The organism is Streptomyces sp. NPDC091972 (genome assembly GCF_044756385.1).
Taxonomy (GTDB): Bacteria; Actinomycetota; Actinomycetes; order Streptomycetales; family Streptomycetaceae; genus Streptomyces.
In genome coordinates this window covers 641,110-658,423 of the sequence record NZ_JBIVSV010000001.1, presented here as the reverse complement: position 1 = coordinate 658,423, position 17,314 = coordinate 641,110, and the positions used below count along the sequence as shown (strand labels likewise).

Annotated in this window: 16 protein-coding genes; 3 read left to right on the top strand and 13 right to left on the bottom strand. The window is 71.4% G+C overall.

Annotated elements, in window-relative coordinates:
• Positions 1-53 precede the first annotated feature (53 nt).
• Positions 54-1,298 (top strand): lactonase family protein, encoded by a 1,245-nt coding sequence (locus tag ACIQJT_RS03115; protein WP_402639386.1) that lies wholly within the window; start codon positions 54-56, stop codon positions 1,296-1,298.
• On the opposite strand, the gene ACIQJT_RS03110 is transcribed toward ACIQJT_RS03115, so the two are convergent.
• Together ACIQJT_RS03110 and ACIQJT_RS03105 are read right to left on the bottom strand one after the other, a co-directional pair.
• On the bottom strand, positions 1,266-1,991 hold the full coding sequence (locus ACIQJT_RS03110) for a DUF2470 domain-containing protein (protein ID WP_402639384.1): 726 nt from the start codon (positions 1,989-1,991) through the stop codon (positions 1,266-1,268). The two genes, ACIQJT_RS03115 and ACIQJT_RS03110, sit on opposite strands and share 33 nt — an antisense overlap.
• An 89-nt stretch (positions 1,992-2,080) precedes the next feature.
• Positions 2,081-2,689 carry a TetR/AcrR family transcriptional regulator gene (locus ACIQJT_RS03105; RefSeq protein ID WP_365459368.1) on the bottom strand — a complete coding sequence of 203 codons (609 nt, stop codon included), beginning with the start codon at positions 2,687-2,689 and terminating at the stop codon, positions 2,081-2,083.
• Between the two features lie 107 nt (positions 2,690-2,796).
• On the opposite strand from ACIQJT_RS03105, the gene ACIQJT_RS03100 reads away from it, so the two are divergent.
• Positions 2,797-4,311 carry a cytochrome P450 gene (locus ACIQJT_RS03100; RefSeq protein WP_402639382.1) on the top strand — a complete coding sequence of 505 codons (1,515 nt, stop codon included), beginning with the start codon at positions 2,797-2,799 and terminating at the stop codon, positions 4,309-4,311.
• Here ACIQJT_RS03100 and ACIQJT_RS03095 read toward each other — a convergent pair.
• The 11 genes from ACIQJT_RS03095 to ACIQJT_RS03045 all read right to left on the bottom strand — a co-directional run bounded on the left by ACIQJT_RS03095 (position 4,279) and on the right by ACIQJT_RS03045 (position 15,800).
• On the bottom strand, positions 4,279-5,082 hold the full coding sequence (locus tag ACIQJT_RS03095) for a pentapeptide repeat-containing protein (protein WP_402640066.1): 804 nt from the start codon (positions 5,080-5,082) through the stop codon (positions 4,279-4,281). The two genes, ACIQJT_RS03100 and ACIQJT_RS03095, sit on opposite strands and share 33 nt — an antisense overlap.
• Before the next feature lie 49 nt (positions 5,083-5,131).
• Positions 5,132-5,995: a sigma factor gene (locus tag ACIQJT_RS03090; RefSeq protein WP_402639380.1), complete on the bottom strand. Its 864-nt coding sequence runs from the start codon at positions 5,993-5,995 to the stop codon at positions 5,132-5,134.
• 54 nt (positions 5,996-6,049) lie between these two features.
• A complete protein-coding gene (locus ACIQJT_RS03085) occupies positions 6,050-6,661 on the bottom strand; it encodes an FxLYD domain-containing protein (protein ID WP_402639378.1) in 612 nt (203 codons plus the stop codon).
• Positions 6,662-6,784: 123 nt separating this feature from the next.
• On the bottom strand, positions 6,785-8,086 hold the full coding sequence (locus ACIQJT_RS03080) for an alpha/beta fold hydrolase (protein ID WP_402639376.1): 1,302 nt from the start codon (positions 8,084-8,086) through the stop codon (positions 6,785-6,787).
• Positions 8,087-8,189: 103 nt separating this feature from the next.
• The gene (locus tag ACIQJT_RS03075) at positions 8,190-9,215 is read right to left on the bottom strand and encodes a LacI family DNA-binding transcriptional regulator (RefSeq protein WP_365459386.1); all 1,026 of its coding nucleotides are present in this window, start codon (positions 9,213-9,215) and stop codon (positions 8,190-8,192) included.
• 81 nt (positions 9,216-9,296) lie between these two features.
• Positions 9,297-10,721, bottom strand: a complete 1,425-nt coding sequence (locus tag ACIQJT_RS03070; RefSeq protein WP_402639373.1) for a BNR repeat-containing protein — start codon at positions 10,719-10,721, stop codon at positions 9,297-9,299.
• A gap of 41 nt (positions 10,722-10,762) precedes the next feature.
• Positions 10,763-11,083, bottom strand: a complete 321-nt coding sequence (locus tag ACIQJT_RS03065) for an L-rhamnose mutarotase (protein ID WP_365459392.1) — start codon at positions 11,081-11,083, stop codon at positions 10,763-10,765.
• 25 nt (positions 11,084-11,108) lie between these two features.
• Positions 11,109-12,188 carry a rhamnose ABC transporter substrate-binding protein gene (gene rhaS, locus ACIQJT_RS03060; RefSeq protein ID WP_365459395.1) on the bottom strand — a complete coding sequence of 360 codons (1,080 nt, stop codon included), beginning with the start codon at positions 12,186-12,188 and terminating at the stop codon, positions 11,109-11,111.
• A gap of 54 nt (positions 12,189-12,242) precedes the next feature.
• Positions 12,243-13,253 carry an ABC transporter permease gene (locus tag ACIQJT_RS03055; RefSeq protein ID WP_365459398.1) on the bottom strand — a complete coding sequence of 337 codons (1,011 nt, stop codon included), beginning with the start codon at positions 13,251-13,253 and terminating at the stop codon, positions 12,243-12,245.
• Positions 13,246-14,286: an ABC transporter permease gene (locus ACIQJT_RS03050; protein ID WP_365459401.1), complete on the bottom strand. Its 1,041-nt coding sequence runs from the start codon at positions 14,284-14,286 to the stop codon at positions 13,246-13,248. The genes ACIQJT_RS03055 and ACIQJT_RS03050 overlap by 8 nt, the downstream gene beginning before the upstream one ends.
• Positions 14,283-15,800 carry a sugar ABC transporter ATP-binding protein gene (locus ACIQJT_RS03045; RefSeq protein WP_365459404.1) on the bottom strand — a complete coding sequence of 506 codons (1,518 nt, stop codon included), beginning with the start codon at positions 15,798-15,800 and terminating at the stop codon, positions 14,283-14,285. The genes ACIQJT_RS03050 and ACIQJT_RS03045 overlap by 4 nt, the downstream gene beginning before the upstream one ends.
• 274 nt (positions 15,801-16,074) lie before the next feature.
• Between ACIQJT_RS03045 and rhaI the strand changes: the two genes are divergently transcribed.
• Positions 16,075-17,235, top strand: coding sequence for an L-rhamnose isomerase (gene rhaI / locus ACIQJT_RS03040; RefSeq protein WP_365459407.1), 1,161 nt, complete (start codon positions 16,075-16,077; stop codon positions 17,233-17,235).
• Positions 17,236-17,314 lie beyond the last annotated feature (79 nt).

The following is a 17,314-nucleotide window of genomic DNA, read 5'->3' as shown; positions in this document are numbered from 1 at the left end:
GGTGAAGGTGGCTGTCCAGGTCCGAGACGGTCGATCACCCGGGGTGCGCAGGGATGAGCAGTGCGAACGGCGGCTGGAACAGGCGCCGGTTCGTCGGCGCTCTCGCGGGAGCGGGCGCGGGACTGGTCGGCTGCTCGACGTCGTCGGGACCGTCGTCGGCCCCGACGCCGCCAGGACGTTCGTCGGACCCGGCGCCCTCCCGGGCCGCCGGTTCCCCCGGAGCCGCCTCACCGAACCCCGCGAGGACGTCGTCCGTACCGGCCCGGAAGGGACCGAGCCCCCTCTACCTCGGTACCTACACCTCCGGCGAGGGCGGCGGCACCGGCATCGGCGTCGCCGCCTACGACGCCGGGAGCGGCCGGATCACCGGGACCGGCACCATCACCGGCGTCACCGACCCGTCGTACCTCGCCTCGCACCCCGACGGCCGCACCCTGTACGCGGTGGCCGAGCAGGAGGCCGGTGCCGTGACCGCCGTACGCCTGTCCGACCGCAAGGTCCTGGGGAGCCGGAGCACGGGCGGGGCGGGGCCGTGTCATCTGTCGGTGCATCCGGGCGGGCGCTGGCTGCTCAGCGCCAACTACGGCTCCGGCAGTGTGGCGGTGCACCCGATCGACTCCTCGGGAGCGCTCGGCGAGCTCAGGGACTTGGTCACGCACTCCAGTCCGGCTCCGGGGCCCGGCCAGGAGGGCCCGCACGCGCACCAGTTCCTCACCGCTCCCGACGGCGGCCATGTGCTCGCCGTCGACCTGGGCACGGACACCGTCTACAGCTACCGCCTGAACGAACGGACCGGTGCCCTCACGGAGGTCTCCCGGGCCCGCACCCGGGCCGGTGCCGGACCGCGTCACCTCACCTTCCACCCCGGCGGCCGGTACGCCTACCTGGCCAACGAGTCCGACGACACGGTGGCGGTCTGCGCCTACGACCGCGCCTCCGGCCGGCTGTCCGTCGGGGCGCCGCAGTCCACGGGGACGGGGTCGGGCACCAACTACCCGGCGCAGCTCCTGGTCACCGCGAACGGCTCGTACGCCTATCTCGCCAACCGGGGTCACAACAGCCTCACGCGGTACGCCGTGGAGGCGGACGGCGCCCGGCTGCGGCTGCTCGACACCGTGCCCGTGCACGGTGACTTCCCGCGGCAGATCGCCTTCTCCCCGGACGGCAGGCTGCTCTTCGCGGCCAACCAGAGGTCGGGCACCGTCAGCGTGTTCCACGTGGACGCGGCCGACGGGGGTCTGCGGCTCGCGGGCGAGCCGTTCGCCTCACCCGTCGCCGTCTGTGCGCTGCCGCTGTAGGGCCCGCGGGCAGGCGGCCGCGCTCGCCTGGGTCAGCAGCACGTGCATGCGCTCCGTCAGCCCCGCCACGTCGTCGGCCGGCGCGTGGAAGGGCAGGCGTACGTCGCCGTGGGCGCGGGCGCGCTCGATGCGCAGGGTCAGTCCGTGCCGGTCGACGGCGAGGGGCTGGACGCGGACCGCGCCGTGCAGGCTGCCGTGGTCCACAAGCCGCGTGAGCCGCTCGATCGCGTCGGGGTGGCAGTCGGCGAGGTGGGTGAGCAGCCCGGCCTCGGCCGTGGCGAGCGGGTCGGGCGCGGCGGCGGCGAACTCGTCGAGGTCGACGACCACCGCGCCGGACGGCCGGCGCAGCACCACGCGCGTGGCCTCGAACTCCAGTCGGCCGTCCCCGGGGACGAACCGGCCGGCGATCCACAGCCGGGCCCGGATCCGGCTGCGCACGGGGACGGGCGCCACGTCGGCGAACTCCAGGACGGCGGACGGCTCACCGCGGGGCGCGCAGATCGCGGCCGTGAGCAGGGTGCTGTCCTCGGGCACGGCCAGCGTCACCCGGCCGTCCGCGGTGACGCTGTGGGCGCCGACGAACTCCTCGCGGCCGCCCCCGGCGGTCACCGCGCAGGACCACGAGGCGGCGAGGACCGACCGGGCGTGTTCCGCCGCGGAAGGCGCGGCCGTCCAGGTCTGACTGTCACCCATCCACTTCCTCCTAAGGTAAGGCTTGCCTAACTTAGCGAAGATCGGCGACGAAGCCAACCGGGAACGTGTGACGGACGTGCGAATCCCCGTCAGGGCTGAAGGACGCCGAGCAAGGCCCGTGCGCACAGATCGCGCACCTGCTCGCGGGAGAGGTCCGCACCGCGCAGCCACTCCAGGCACACGGCCGTGGTGAAGGCCAGCCAGCCGCGCACGGCCAGCCGGAGGTCGGGGCGCTCCTGCGCCGCCGGGCCGAACTCGGGGTCGGCGGCCAGCGCCGCCAGGATCTGCCGCTCCTGCGCGGCCAGCGCCCGCTGGTAGACCCGGCGCACGGCCTGGTCCCCGGCTGCGTCGGCGCGGTGGAAGGCGCGGAAGCCGTGCGCGTGCGCGTGGACGTACTCCAGATACGTGTCCAGGCCCGCCGTGAGCTGCTCGCGCACCGGGACGCCGGGCACGGCCGCGGTCATGGCCAGCATCCGCTCGCTCTCGCGCTCGACGACCGCGGCGAAGAAGTCCCGCTTCGTCGGGAAGTAGTGGTAGAGCAGTCCCCGCGAGACACCGGCGATCTCGGCGACCTGCTCGATCCACACGTCGTCGTACGGGCTCTCCGAGAACAGCCTCGCCCCCACCGACAGGAGCTGCTCCCGGCGCTCCCCGGTGCTGAGCCTGCGGCGCGTGCGCCCGCCCTGCTTCCCGGCCATGCCCGCACTTTACTTGACGCCGGTTCAACAGGAGGACCAGACTGAACCGCGTTATTGAACCCACGTACAACGCGCTGAACTGCCGCTGGACCAAGGGAGATCTCGTCATGGCGGAGACGACGACGGCCACCCGGCCGACCGGATTCCGCAGCGCCGAGCTGGGCTGGCCCGAGCTGCACCGCATTCCGCATCCGCCGCGCCGGCTCCCTCTCCTCGGCGACGTGCTGGGCGTCAACCGGGCCACGCCGCTCCAGGACTCCCTGCGCTTCGCCCGCCAGTTGGGGCCGATCTACCGGCGGCGGGCGTTCAACCGGGAGTTCGTGTTCACCTGGGGCGCCGATCTGGTGGCGGACCTGGCGGACGAGTCGCGCTTCGCCAAGCACGTGGGTCTCGGGGTGGCCAATCTGCGCCCGGTCGCCGGGGACGGGCTGTTCACCGCGTACAACCACGAGCCGAACTGGCAGCTGGCGCACGACGTGCTGGCCCCGGGCTTCAGCCGGGAGGCGATGGCGGCCTACCACCCGATGATGCTGGCCGTGGCCGGCCGGCTGACGGACCACTGGGACCGCGAGCAGGCGGCGGGCCGGTCGGTGGACGTACCCGGGGACATGACGAAGCTGACCCTGGAGACCATCGCGCGCACCGGGTTCGGGCACGACTTCGGCTCCTTCGAACGGGACCGGCCGCACCCCTTCGTCACCGCGATGGTGGGCACCCTGACCTACGCCCAGCGGCTCAACTCCGTGCCGTTCCCCGCTCTGCTGCGGCGTGCCGCGCGGCGCAACGCGCAGGACATCGCCTACCTCAACCGCATGGTCGACGACCTGGTCCGGGCCCGGCGCGAGACGAGCGGTGACGGTGACCTGCTGGACCGGATGCTGGAGACGGCCCACCCCGGGACCGGGGAGCGGCTGTCGCCGGAGAACGTCCGCCGGCAGGTCATCACCTTCCTCGTGGCCGGCCACGAGACCACGTCGGGCGCGCTCTCCTTCGCCCTGCACTACCTCTCCCGCCACCCCGAGGTCGCCGCACGCGCGCGTGCCGAGGTGGACCGGGTCTGGGGCCCGGCCGAGGCGCCGGGCTACGACCAGGTCGCCAAACTGCGGTACGTGCGCCGGGTGCTGGACGAGTCGCTGCGGCTGTGGCCGACGGCACCCGCGTTCGCCCGGGAGGCCGTCGAGGACACCGTGTTGGCCGGGCGGCACCCGATGCGGCGCGGGGCGTGGACGCTGGTGCTCACGCCGATGCTCCAGCGCGACCCCGAGGTGTGGGGCGCCGACGCCGAGCGCTTCGACCCGGACCGCTTCGAACCCAAGGCCGTACGGGCCCGGCCCCCGCACGTCTTCAAGCCGTTCGGCACCGGGGCGCGGGCGTGCATCGGGCGCCAGTTCGCGCTCCACGAGGCCACGCTGGTGCTCGGTCTGCTGCTGCGCCGCTACGAGCTGCGGGCCGACCCCGGCTACCGGCTCAGCGTCACCGAGCGGCTGACGCTGATGCCGGAGGGGCTGCGGCTGCACCTGGACCGCCGCACGGCCGGTGGCGCCACCCCCGCGCCGATGCCGGTCCCCGACGAGGCCGCCGCCGCGGAGTCACGCTGCCCAGTGCACCGGGCGGGTGACTGACCGCGGCAGCCGGGTGCCGGCGCTGCCCCGGGCCGCGTTGAGCTGCGGCTGGGTGAGGAAGAACGCCCCGGTCAGGTCCGCGTCCGTCAGATCGGCGTCCCGCAGGTCCGCGCCGATCAGATCCGCGCCGCGCAGGTCGGCGCCGGTGAGGTCGGCCGCGATGAGGTAGGCGCCGCGCAGACTGGCCCCGCGCAGGTCGGCGCCCTTGAGACGGGCGCCCATCAGGTCGGCGCCCCGGCGGTCCTTCTTCCTGCCGCCGACCCCCGCCCGCACCAGCTCACTGGTGCGCAGCAGAAGAAGGTTGACCTCCTGCCGGTGCGCGGGGACGTCCAGTGCGGCGAGCTCCTCGGCGCCGCCCCGGGTGAGCGCCTCGGTCCGCTCCAGCATGCGGCGCAGATCGGCGTGGACGGGGCGGGCGGCGGGCAGGGTGAGCGCCTCGGTGAGGTACCAGAGCAGTTCGTGGAGCTGGCGCACGACCGGGAAGACGTCGAACATCCGGCGGGCGTCCGCGCGCGGGCCGTCACGCCAGTCCCGGCCGCCGAAGGTCACCTGGGAGACCTTCTGTCCGGCGCCGAAGCAGTCGTAGACCGTGCATCCGGTGTAGCCCTCGGTGCGCAGCCGGGCGTGGATGCCGCACCGGTGGTCGTCCCCGAGGTTCGGACAGGGTTTCCCGGCCGGCTTGTCACGGGCGAAGTCCGCGGAGGCGGCGAAGGGCAGGGCGACACAGCACAGGCCGAAGCACCGCTCGCAGTCGCCGCGCAGGTCGATCATTTGTTCTTGCATCGCAGCCCAGCCTACGGCCCGCCCGTGACCGTCCGGGTCAGCGGTCGGTGCCCGGCAGGTCGAGCCGAGCGAGGCGGGCGGGGTCGGCGAGGACGTGCAGGGCGACGATCCGTCCCCCGGCGACGGTGACGCCCGCGACCGCCGGCGGGCGGCCCTCGGGCAGGTTGACGATCCCGATCTCGCCGTTGACCAGCGCGAGCCGGGCGCACTCGGCGAACTGCCGGAATCGCAGAGCCTGTTCGGCCACCGCCCGCGCGCCGCGGACCGTGTCGGCCGGTGTCCCGGAGTCGGCGCGCAGCACCGCGTCGGGGTGGAGCACGGCGACCACGGCGTCCCGGTCCCCCGCCCTGGCGGCCGTCAGGAACGCCTCGACCGCCTCGCGCTGCCGGCCCGGGTCGGTCTCCGCGGCGGGAGCGGACTCCCGCACCAGGCGCCGGGCACGCCCGGCGAGCTGCCGGGCGGCGGCCGGGGTGCGTGCCACGATCGGCGCGATGTCGTCGAAGGGCACGGCGAACATGTCGTGCAGGACGAACACGAGGCGCTCGGCGGGCTCCAGCTGCTCCAGCGCCACCAGCAGCGCGAGGCCGGTCGCGGCCGCGTACAGGGCCTCCTGTTCCGGGTCGGCCGGAGCCAGGGGCGCGATCACGGGGTCCGGGACGAAGACCTCCGCGGGACGGGCGGCGCGGGAGCGCAGCCGGTCGAGGCAGACCCCGCCGACGACCGCGGTGAGCCGGCCGCCCGGTTCCGGGATCCCGTCCCCGGCGCCGCGGCTCAGCCTGAGCCAGGTCTCCTGGACCGCGTCCTCCGCGTCACGCAGCGAACCGAGCATGCGGTAGGCCACCGCCCTGAGGTGCCCACGGTCCTTCTGGAAGCGCTCCGCGAGCAGTTCCGTTCCGTTCACGCCACCCCCGTGTCGTCCGTGAAAGCGAGACGATCACATGATGCACGGCGTGGGTCAGTAACGCTGGGCCTTCGCCAGCTTGGGCGTGAGCACCGGCTCGGGGGGCTTGCGGCTGACGACGAGGGGCTGTGCCCTCTCCCCCGCCTTCAGGTCCTCGGCGCCGACGTACCGGGTCTCCACCACCTTGCCGTCGGAGTCGAGGAAGTCGACCTGCACGGCGTAGGAGGCCGTCGCGCCGGACTTGTTGGTGACGGTGACGACGACGGCGAGCAGGCCGCCGGTCTCGGAGCGCGGCTTGCCCGTCATGGTGACCTCGGACATGGCGTTGCCCGGTCCGTCGACCTTGGCGAGCTCCGTCCGGGCGGCCCTGTTGGTGCGTTCCGTCTCGGCGGAGACGGAGGCCTCGAAGGAGGAGGCGGCCGCGGAGGCGGACGCGGCCCGTTCGGAGGCCCTCGCCCGTGCCGAGGCCTCGGCGGACGCCAGCGCGGAGGCCGCGTTGCCGGAGAAGGAGGCGGTGTCGGGAGCCGTGGGCCGTTCGGCGGAGACCGACGTGCCGCCGGAGTCGTCGTCGCTGCCGCACGCCGTCAGCGTGAGCGTGCTCGCGGCGGCCAGGGCCACGGCGAGGGCGGCGATCCGGGACCGTCCGTGGGGTGACGGTGTGCTCATCGGCTGACGTCCTCTCGGCTCCGGCGTCGACTCTCGACCGAAATGAACCTTATGCCGGAATTGAGAGCGAGGCATGTCGTCACCCGGAGGCCGCCGGGCCGGCCACCGCCCGGGTCCGCGGCGTCAGACCTCGTCACGGGCGAGGGCGAGCAGCCGGTCCAGGACGCGCGGCCCGCCCGCGCGGACGCCGTCGTGCTCGAACTCGTCCGTCACCCAGGTGCGCAGTCCGCGGATCGCGCGGGCGGTCTCCAGGGAGTGGGCCGTGTCGACGTACATGTCGTCGTGGTAGACGGCGGCGGCGACCGGGACCTCGTTGGCCGCGAGGCGGGCCGGGTCGTACAGGGGCTGCCAGTCGGTGCGGGCGGCGAGGAGCTCGGCCGTCTCGCGCAGCGGCCGCAGGGCCGGGTCGCAGTCGAACAGCCATGGGTGGATGGTCTCCCCCGTGAACAGCAGCGGCTCGTCCCCGGCGAGCGACTTGGCCGCGTCGAACTGCGGGAACTCGGCGCGCACGCGTTCGGCCGCCCAGGCGGTGGGCCGCTCGTCCTGGCCGTAGGTGGCCTCGTGGACGAGGGCGTACAGCGGGTGGGACGCGTACGAGAGGAGGCCCTGGATCTCCTCCTGGAAGGCGTCGGCGAGCTCGGGGCCGTGCGGGGTGCGGACGAAGGCGTGCTCCAGGAGGTAGTGCAGCCGGTGGCTGCCCTCGCCGCCACCGAGGAGGATGCCGAGCGACTGGAAGGCCTCGACGGTCAGCCGGTAGCCGTTGGGCAGGGTCACGTCATGGGTCAGCAGGTGGTCGGCGATACGGCGGGCCCGCTCGACGTCCTGCGGGTAGCGGGCGTAGTGCGCGGCGACCTTGCGCTCGATGCGCGGGTAGGCGGCCCGGTAGACGTCGTCGGCGTGGGCGTCGAGGGAGGGCAGGCCGCCGGTGATGAGGGCACCGGCGAGGCCCTCGGGGGCGAACGAGAGGTAGGTCGTCGCGCAGAAGCCGCCGAAGCTCTGGCCGAGGACGGTCCAGGGGGCGCCCCCGGTGACCTCGGTGCGGATCGCCTCGCAGTCGCGGACGATGGAGTCGGCGCGGAAGCGGGCCAGGTAGTCGGCCTGTGCGGCGGGGCCGCCGCGCAGCGGGAGCGTCTGGCGGTTGGCCGGGGTGGAGTGGCCGGTGCCGCGCTGGTCGAGCAGGAGGACGCGGTACTCCTTCAGGGCCCGGCCGAACCAGGCCCCCTTGCCGATGAACCGGTTCGCCCCGAAACCGGGGCCGCCCTGGAGGTAGACCAGCCACGGCAGGTTCTGGCCCACCCGGTCGCTCGCGACTGCCTCGCGGGCGAAGAGCTCGATCGTCTCCCCGGCCGGGTCGTCGTGGTCGAGGGGGACGGTGAAGCGGCGGTCGGTGAGGACGAGGCCGGGCTGGCGGTAGGTCGCGGTCAACAGGGCTCCCGGGACGGACGGATTCTTCAGGGCGCGTCCCAGTTCAGCACATGTTCGTCCGCCTCCGGACCCCTTCGATCATGAAATCTTACTGAATCACCGGTCAGCGCGCCGCCAGGCTGGAGCGCCGCACCACGAGTTCGGGCTGGAGCACCACCCTGCGGTGTTCGTGCCGCTTGCCGGTGGTCTCCGCCTCGGTCTCCTCCAGGAGCAGCTCGGCGGCCAGGGCGCCCATCGTGACGGCGGGCTGCCGGACCGAGGTGAGCGGGACGGCCGCCGCGGCGGCGAACTCGATGTCGTCGTAGCCGACGATGGCGAGATCGTCGGGGACCGTGATCCCCGCCGCGTACATGGCCTGGAGCACGCCGAGGGCGAGCAGGTCGTTGGCGCAGAACACGGCGGTCGGGCGGTCCGCGAGGCCGAGCAGACGGGCGCCGGCGTCCCGGCCCGCGGCCACGTCGAGCCGTTCGGTGGGCAGCTCGCGCAGGTTCTCGGGGCCCAGGCCCGCCTCGGCGAGCGCGTTCAGGGCGCCGGTGCGGCGGTCGCGGACCTGGTTGAGTCCGGGCGGGCCGCTGACGTACGCGATGGAGCGGTGCCCCGCGTCCACGAGGTGGCGCACGGCCAGTGCGCCGCCCGCGACGTCGTCGACGGAGACCGAGCACTCGGTGGTGCCCTCGGCGACCCGGTCGACGAGGACGAAGGGGATGCCGTGGCGGCGGAAGGAGTCGATGTTGCGGCCGGAGGCGTCGGTCGGGGTGAGCAGGACACCGCGCACCCGCTGCTCGGCGAAGAGGGACAGGTACTCCGCCTCCTCGCTCGCGCTCTGGGCGCTGTTGCAGACCATGACGCCGAGGCCGTCCTCGCGGGCCGCCCGCTCGGCGCCGCGCGCGACGTCGACGAAGAAGGGGTTGCCCATGTCGAGGACGAGCAGACCCATGATCCGGCTGCGGCCCGCGCGCAGTTGGCGGGCGGACTCGCTGCGGACATAGCCGAGCCGGTCTATCGCGGACTGGACGCGCGCCCGGGTCTCGGTCGCGACGGAGTCCGGACGATTGATGACGTTCGAGACCGTGCCGACGGAGACTCCGGCGGCGCGGGCGACGTCCTTGATACCCACCGACTGGGCCATCGGGCAGGGACCTCCAGGGGAGACGAGGGGCGGCGGGACGACCTTCACATTATCGTCGAGCCGCCCCCACACCGGTCACGGTCAGGCGGGCAACGCGAAGTCGACGACGTGCAGCGCCGAGGGGGTCGTACCGCTCGACTTCTCCTGGTACATGAACGACAGCACGTTGTCCTGGGCGATCCGTGTCTCGTCGATGACGACCTCGCCGAAGGCGTTGAGGCCGCTGCCGTCGAAGAGGATCTTCCAGTCGGTGTACCCGGACGACCTGGAGGCGGCGGCGATCCGGCCGAACGGAAAGACCGCGTAGGCGTTGTCGTACTTGTCCAGGAGCAGCTTGGTGCGCTGGCTGGAGCCGAGCACGACCGGGATCTCGGTCTTCTGCCAGGTGCCCGAGGAGTTCTTGCGGACGTGGAAGGCGCGGCCGTTGGCGGTGCGGTCGGCGACGTAGTTCGTGGTGCACTGCCCGAAGCGGCCGGGGACGTAGCTGATGATCGCGTGCGGCAGGCCGGCGGAGTCCGTGAACTGGCTCTCCTGGTTCATCAGGGAGTGGTCCGGGTTCAGCGCGTCGATCACCAGGCCGGAGTCGGTGACGCCGACCTTGTCGGAGCCGCCAGTGGTGCCGACGACGGTGCCGGCGTTGTTCCGCCAGGTGCGACCGCGGTCGTCGGAGTAGACGTAGCCGGTGTCGTGGTTGGTGATGCCGCCGCCGCTGCACATGACGGCGCCGTTCTGCTCGCGCCAGGTGAAGAAGGAGTGCAGCCGGCCGTTCCGGTCGTAGTCGATGCCGTGCAGGTACATGTTGCGGGCCGTGGAGGAGCCGTGCTCGCTGGTGTAGGTGCCGGTGGAGGCGGACCACTCCCCGAGGTCGGTCCAGGACGAACCGTTGTACTCCGCGAGGGCGTTGCGGCCGTTGCCGGATATCCCGACGCGGTAGCTGAGCTGGAGCTTGCCGTCGGGGGCCGAGATGAACTGCGGGTAGGTGAACTGACTCGTCAGCGCCAGGCCGTCCAGGGTGGACTGGGGCGCGCCGAAGCGGGCGGCGGTCCAGCTCAGTCCGGACGGGTCGTCCATGAGGCCCGCGACCGACTTGACGTAGGTGAAGCCGTCGCTGTGCGAGTCCATGTTGAGGTGGAGGCGGCCGTCCACCTTGGAGACGCCCATGGAGATGACGTTGTGGGAGTCGCTCGCCTTGAGGGTGTGGCCGACCCGGACGGTGGACCAGGTGCTGCCGCCGAGGACGCGGCGGCCGACGACGGCGTTCTTGTCGGCGGTGTACCAGACGGCGTACTGGTGGCCCTTGTAGGTCAGCAGGCCGTTCTTCTGGAACGAGTTGTTGTTCACCAGGCCGTCGTAGGAGACGAAGAAGACGGCCTGGCCGTCGAGCGTGGTGGTCCCGGTCCGGGTGACGGACGGACCGGGGTCGGCGGCGCGGGCGGTGCCGCCGGTGAGCGCGGAGGTGGACACGGCGGACACGATGGCACCTGCGAGCAGCGTGCGTCTTCTCATGGAGCGGCTCCTGCGGTCCTGGTGAGCTCTGCGGGGAGGGGTCAGGCGAGGTGGAACACCTCGGTGAGCGGTTTCATCGCCTCGTCGGGGCGGGCTCCGTCGAGGGACTCGAAGAACTCACCCATCTCGGCCTGCCAGCGTGCGTTGACCTCGGTGGCTTCCATCCCGGCCTTGGCGGCCTCGAAGTCCTCGGTCTCCAGGTAGCCGACGAGCAGGCCGTCGTCGCGCAGGAAGAGCGAGTAGTTGTGCCAGCCGGTGGCCGAGAGTGCATTCAGCATCTCCGGCCACACGGCGGCGTGGCGTTCGCGGTACTCGGCGATCCGGTCCTCACGGACCTTGAGGAGGAAACAGACGCGCTGCATGAAGTACCGCTCCTTCAGGGGGAGATCAGAAGTTGAACTGGTCGATGTTCTTGGCGTCGAACACGGTCGGCTTGCCGAGGTTGATCACGCCGTCCTTGCCGATGGTGTACGTGGTGTCGCCGGCCTTGAAGGTCTCGCCCTCCTTGCCGGTGATCTGGCCGGAGGCCAGGGCGACGGCGGTCTGGGCGGCCAGCGCGCCGAGCTTCGAGGGGTCCCACAGCTCGAACGCCTCGACGGTGCCGTTCTTTACGTACTTGCGCATGTCGTTGGGGGTGCCGAGGCCGGTCAGCTTGACCTTGCCCTTGTACTTGGAGCCGGACAGGTACTGGGCGGCGGCCTTGATGCCGACGGTGGTCGGGGAGATGATCCCCTTCAGGTTCGGGTACTCCTGGAGCAGGCCCTGGGTCTGCTGGAAGGACTGCTGGGCGTCGTCGTTGCCGTACGCGACCTTGACGAGCTTGACGTTCTTGTACTTCGGGTCCTTCAGCTCGTCCTTCATGAAGTCGATCCAGGTGTTCTGGTTCGTCGCCGTCTGGGCGGCGGACAGGATCGCGATCTCGCCCTTGTAGCCGATCTGTTCGGCGAGCAGCTGCACCTCGGTACGGCCCAGGTCCTCGGCGGAGGCCTGCGAGACGAAGGCGTTGCGGCACTCCGGCTTGGTGTCGGAGTCGTAGGTGACGACCTTGATGTCGTTCTTCATGGCCTGCTTGAGGGCGGTGCACAGGGCGCCCGGGTCCTGCGCGGACACGGCCATCGCGTTCACCTGCTGCTGGGTCAGCGTGTTGACGTAGGAGACCTGTCCGGCGGTGTCGGTGGCGCTGGACGGACCGACCTCCTTGTACTTGCTGCCCAGTTCGGTCAGCGCCTTCTCCCCGCCCTTGTCGGCGGAGGTGAAGTACGGGTTGTTGACCTGCTTGGGCAGGAACCCGACGGTCAGGCCCTTCTTGGTGGCCGCGTTCGGGTCGGCCTTGGCGGTGGAGGCCGCCGAGGCGCCCTCGTCCTGCACGTCCTTTTTGGTGGTGCCGCCGCACGCGGTGAGCGCGAGGGCGAGGGAGGTGCCGGCGGCGAGGGCCGCACAGGTACGGCGGAGGGATGACTTGCGCATGACGGATCTTCCTTACGAGGGTGAGCGGATACGAGGTTTCCGGGGCGCCCGGGCCTAGCCGGCCGGGGTGGGCGCCTTGGACGCCGGTGTCGAGGCGGCTCGGCGGCCGGCCCTCGCAACCGAGATCTGCCGTGCGACCCGGGGGCCGAGCACGGAGAGGACGAGAAGAACGCCGGTGACGACGATCTGCGACTGCGCGGAGACGTCCTGGAGGCTCATCACGTTCTGCAGCGCGCCCAGCAGGAAGACTCCCGCGATCGCGCCGCCGAGCGTGCCCTTGCCGCCGTCGAAGTCGATGCCGCCCAGCAGCACGGCGGCCACGACGGAGAGTTCGAGCCCCGTGGCGTTGTCGTAGCGGGCGCTGGCGTAGTGCAGTGCCCAGAAGATGCCGGTGAGGGAGGCCATCAGGCCCGTCACCGTGAACAGGATCAGCTTCTGGCGCTTGACCCGGATGCCGGCGAACCGCGCCGCCTCCTCGCTGGCGCCGGTCGCGAACACCGACCGCCCGAACGGCGTGGCGTGCAGGACGACCACGGCGATCGCGAGCAGGACCAGGAAGGGGACGAACGCCTGCGGGACGAAGGTGTCCCCGATGCGCCCGGCCGCGAAGTCCAGGTACTGGGTGGGGAAGTCGGTCACCGCGTCGGAGCCGAGCACGATCTGCGCGATGCCCCGGTAGGCGGCGAGGGTGCCGATGGTGACGGCGAGCGAGGGCAGGCCGAGCCGGGTGACGAGCAGGCCGTTGACCAGCCCGCAGACCACACCGAGCAGCAGGCAGATCGGGATGATCACCTCGATGGTCAGGCCCTGGTTCCACAGGGCGCCCATCACCGCCCCGGACAGGCCGGCCGTGGAGGCGACGGAGAGGTCGATCTCACCGGACACCACGAGCATGGTCATGGGCAGGGCGATCAGTGCGATCGGCAGGGTGTTGCCGATCAGGAACGACAGGTTGAGCGCGTTGCCGAAGCCGTCGACCGTGCCGAAGGACAGCAGCAGGACCACGATCAGGAGCGCGCCGACGACCGTGTCCCAGCGGATGGCACGCGTGAGGGAGTCAGGCATGGCGGGCGTTCCTCTTCTTCAGGGCGGAGGCCACGCGCAGCGCGACGACCCGGTCGACCGCGATGGCGAGGATGAGCAGGATGCCGTTGATGGCGAGCACCCAGACCGAGCTGACGCCGAGGGCGGGCAGCACGCTGTTGATGGAGGTCAGCAGCAGGGCGCCGAGGGCCGCGCCGTAGACGCTGCCGGAGCCGCCGGTGAAGACCACGCCGCCGACCACGACCGCGCTGACGACGGTGAGTTCGTAGCCGTTGCCGGTCCCGGAGTCGACGTTGCCGAACCGGGCCAGGTACATCGCTCCGGCGAGGCCGGCGAGGGCGCCGCAGAAGGTGTAGGCGGCCAGGATCCGCTTGCGCACCGGGATGCCGGCGAGCCGGGCGGCCTCGGGGTTGGAGCCGAGCGCGTACAGCTCGCGTCCGCTGCCGAAGTGCTTCAGGTAGTAGGCGGTGGCGACGAGCACCGCCAGCGCGATCAGGGCCAGCCAGGGCACCGCGGAGATGCCGCCGGAGCCGAAGTTCACGAAGCTGTCGGGGAGGTCGGCCGCGGTGATCTGGCGGGAGCCGACCCAGATGGAGTCGATGCCCCGGATGATGTACAGCGTGCCGAGGGTGACCACGAGCGCGGGCACCTGGCCGAGGCTGACGAGCAGACCGTTGAGAAGGCCGAAGCCCACGCCGAGCAGGACGGCGAGCACGATCGCCACGACGGGGTTGCCGCCGCCCTGGAGGTAGGTGCCGGCGGCGAAGGCGCTGATGCCGAGGGTGGAGCCGACCGAGAGGTCGACGTTCCTCGTGATGACGACCAGCGACTGGCCGGTGGCGACCAGCACCAGGATCGTGGCGTTCAGCAGCAGGTCCTTGATGCCCTGCTCGGTGAGGAAGTCGCTGTTCCCGATCTGGGTGACGACGATCATCACCAGGAAGACGACCAGGATGGCCAGCTCGCGCATCTTGAAGACGCGGTCGACCAGGCGGGTGCCGCTGGACTTGGGTACGTCGGTCACGGGGGCCTCGTTGGGGGTGGTCACCGTCATGCGGCGGCCCTCCCGGTGGCTGCGGCCATCACGGTTTCCTCGGTGGCGTCGGAGCGCGGGATCTCGGCGGTCAGGCGGCCCTCGTGCATCACCAGCACGCGGTCGGCCATGCCGAGGATCTCGGGCAGGTCGGAGGAGATCATCAGGACGGCCACCCCGTCGGCGGCCAGCTCGCTCAGCAGCCGGTGCACCTCGGCCTTGGTGCCGACGTCGATGCCGCGGGTCGGCTCGTCGACGATGAGCACCTTGGGGCCGGTGGCCAGCCACTTGGCGAGGACGACCTTCTGCTGGTTGCCGCCCGACAGCGTGTTGACGGTGTCGGCGATCCGGGCGTACTTCACCTGGAGCTTGACGGCCCAGTCGAGGGAACGGCTGCGCTCGGCACCGCGGTCCATCAGTCCGGCCCTGACGGTCGTCCGCAGTCCGGTGAGACCGATGTTGCGCTCGATGGACATGTCCATCACGAGACCCTGGGCGCGCCGGTCCTCGGGGACCAGGGCGAGGCCCGCGGCCATCGCCGTCGAGGGCGCGCCGTTGACCAGTGGCTTCCCGCCCACGGTGACCTCTCCGGCGTCCCAGCGGTCGATGCCGAACACCGCTCGTGCGACTTCGGTACGGCCCGCGCCGACGAGACCCGCGAGACCGACGATCTCGCCCTGCCTGACCTCGAACGAGACGTCGGTGAAGACACCCTCCCGGGTCAGCCGGCGCACCGTGAGCGCGACCTCGCCGGGGCGCACGTCCTGCTTGGGGTAGAGCTCGTCGAGGTCCCGGCCGACCATGCGGCGGACCAGGTCGTCCTCGGTCATGCCCTCGATCGGCTCGCTGGAGATCCAGGCACCGTCGCGCAGGGTGGTGACCGTCTGGCAGATCTGGAAGATCTCCTCCAGGCGGTGCGAGATGAACAGCACCGCGGCACCCTGCTCACGCAGCGCCTTGACGACGCCGAAGAGGCGGGCCACCTCGCTGCCGGTGAGGGCGGCCGTGGGCTCGTCCATGATCAGGACGCGGGCCTCGAAGGACAGCGCCTTGGCGATCTCGACGATCTGCTGGTCGGCGATGGACAGGCCGCGCGCCGGGCGGTCGGGGTCGAGCTCGACGCCGAGGCGCTGCATCAGGGCCAGGGTCGCGGTGTGGGTGGCCTTGTGGTCGATCCGGCCGAGGGCGCGCCGGGGCTGGCGGCCCATGAAGATGTTCTCGGCGATCGACAGGTCGGGGAAGAGCGTGGGCTCCTGGTAGATCACGGCGATACCGGCGTCGCGGGCGTCACCGGGACCGTGGAAGACGACCGGCTCGCCGTCGAGCAGTACCTGACCGGAGTCCGGCCGGTGCACTCCCGCGAGGGTCTTGATGAGGGTCGACTTGCCCGCGCCGTTCTCGCCGGCGAGGGCGTGCACCTCCCCGGGAAACAGCTCCAGGGAGACGTCCCGCAGGGCGCGAACCGCGCCGAAGGACTTCGAGATGTCCCTGAGCGCGAGAACCGGGGCCGGACCCGTGGTGGACGGGTGGGTCATTGGGGGCTCCTCGACGACGCCGGCGGGACGGCCCTCACGGCGTCGTGAAAGGTTTCAACTTGGTTGCCGGGACGTTAGGCATGGAGCGCATGTCACGTCAATGGGTTCGTGTCGAAAAACTTTCGATGAACTCAGGTCACAGGGGGGTCACGAGCAACAGCCTTGGTCGCAGGGGTTGACACCCCTGCGGGGGCCCCATACTTTCCCGTCTTGAATCGTTTCACAGTGAAGCTGTTCGAAAGCCCTCAAGACCCCACGTCACAGGAGCCCTCAAGTGACCGAGCTCGCCGCGGTGAAGGCCGCTCTCAAGACCCAGGCCGTCGAGACGCCGTCGTGGGCGTACGGGAACTCGGGAACCCGCTTCAAGGTGTTCGCCCAGCAGGGCGTACCGCGTACGCCGCAGGAGAAGCTGGAGGACGCGGCACAGGTGCACGCGTTCACCGGGGTGGCCCCGACCGTCGCCCTGCACATCCCGTGGGACAAGGTCGAGGACTACGCCGCGCTGGCGAAGTTCGCCGAGGAGCGGGGCGTGAGGCTGGGCGCCGTCAACTCCAACACCTTCCAGGACGACGACTACAAGCTGGGCAGCATCTGCCATCCGGACGCCTCGGTGCGCCGCAAGGCCCTCGACCATCTGCTGGAGTGCGTCGACATCATGGACGCGACCGGCTCCCAGGACCTCAAGCTGTGGTTCGCCGACGGTACGAACTACCCCGGCCAGGACGATCTGCGGGCCCGCCAGGACCGGCTGGCCGAAGGTCTCGCCGAGGTGTACGACCGTCTGGGCGACGGGCAGCGGATGCTCCTCGAGTACAAGTTCTTCGAGCCGGCCTTCTACTCGACCGACGTGCCGGACTGGGGCACGGCCTACGCGCACTGCCTGAAGCTCGGGCCCAAGGCCCAGGTCGTCGTCGACACCGGGCACCACGCGCCCGGTACCAACATCGAGTTCATCGTCGCCACGCTGCTGCGGGAGGGGAAGCTCGGCGGGTTCGACTTCAACTCGCGGTTCTACGCCGACGACGACCTCATGGTGGGCGCGGCCGATCCGTTCCAGCTCTTCCGGATCATGTACGAGGTGGTGCGCGGGGGCGGGTTCACCTCCGAGGTGGCGTTCATGCTCGACCAGTGCCACAACATCGAGGCGAAGATCCCGGCGATCATCCGGTCGGTGATGAACGTGCAGGAGGCGACCGCGAAGGCGCTCCTGGTCGACCGGGACGCCCTCGCGGTGGCTCAGCGCGAGGGGGATGTGCTGGAGGCGAACGCGGTGCTGATGGACGCGTACAACACGGATGTGCGGCCGCTGCTCGCCGAGGTGCGCGAGGAGATGGGGATCGACGCGAACCCCATCGCCGCGTACAAGCGGTCCGGGTGGGCCGAGAAGATCGTGGCTGAGCGAGTGGGTGGACATCAGGCCGGTTGGGGGGCGTAAGCGTCCGCCTCGTTCCGAAGTCTGCGGACTGACGGCCGTCTGTGGCTGGTCGCGCAGTTCCCCGCGCCCCTAACGGCAT

What these genes read in the sequence shown, in the direction of transcription:
- ACIQJT_RS03110 (WP_402639384.1), bottom strand. Translation starts at nt 1,991, where the DNA reads ATGGGTGACAGTCAGACCTGGACGGCCGCGCCTTCCGCGGCGGAACAC.
- ACIQJT_RS03095 (WP_402640066.1), bottom strand. Translation starts at nt 5,082, where the DNA reads ATGATCGACCTGCGCGGCGACTGCGAGCGGTGCTTCGGCCTGTGCTGT.
- ACIQJT_RS03055 (WP_365459398.1), bottom strand. Translation starts at nt 13,253, where the DNA reads ATGCCTGACTCCCTCACGCGTGCCATCCGCTGGGACACGGTCGTCGGC.
- ACIQJT_RS03075 (WP_365459386.1), bottom strand. Translation starts at nt 9,215, where the DNA reads ATGGCCCAGTCGGTGGGTATCAAGGACGTCGCCCGCGCCGCCGGAGTC.
- ACIQJT_RS03115 (WP_402639386.1), top strand. Translation starts at nt 54, where the DNA reads ATGAGCAGTGCGAACGGCGGCTGGAACAGGCGCCGGTTCGTCGGCGCT.
- ACIQJT_RS03085 (WP_402639378.1), bottom strand. Translation starts at nt 6,661, where the DNA reads ATGAGCACACCGTCACCCCACGGACGGTCCCGGATCGCCGCCCTCGCC.
- ACIQJT_RS03050 (WP_365459401.1), bottom strand. Translation starts at nt 14,286, where the DNA reads ATGACGGTGACCACCCCCAACGAGGCCCCCGTGACCGACGTACCCAAG.
- rhaS (WP_365459395.1), bottom strand. Translation starts at nt 12,188, where the DNA reads ATGCGCAAGTCATCCCTCCGCCGTACCTGTGCGGCCCTCGCCGCCGGC.
- ACIQJT_RS03105 (WP_365459368.1), bottom strand. Translation starts at nt 2,689, where the DNA reads ATGGCCGGGAAGCAGGGCGGGCGCACGCGCCGCAGGCTCAGCACCGGG.
- ACIQJT_RS03045 (WP_365459404.1), bottom strand. Translation starts at nt 15,800, where the DNA reads ATGACCCACCCGTCCACCACGGGTCCGGCCCCGGTTCTCGCGCTCAGG.
- ACIQJT_RS03100 (WP_402639382.1), top strand. Translation starts at nt 2,797, where the DNA reads ATGGCGGAGACGACGACGGCCACCCGGCCGACCGGATTCCGCAGCGCC.
- ACIQJT_RS03065 (WP_365459392.1), bottom strand. Translation starts at nt 11,083, where the DNA reads ATGCAGCGCGTCTGTTTCCTCCTCAAGGTCCGTGAGGACCGGATCGCC.
- ACIQJT_RS03070 (WP_402639373.1), bottom strand. Translation starts at nt 10,721, where the DNA reads ATGAGAAGACGCACGCTGCTCGCAGGTGCCATCGTGTCCGCCGTGTCC.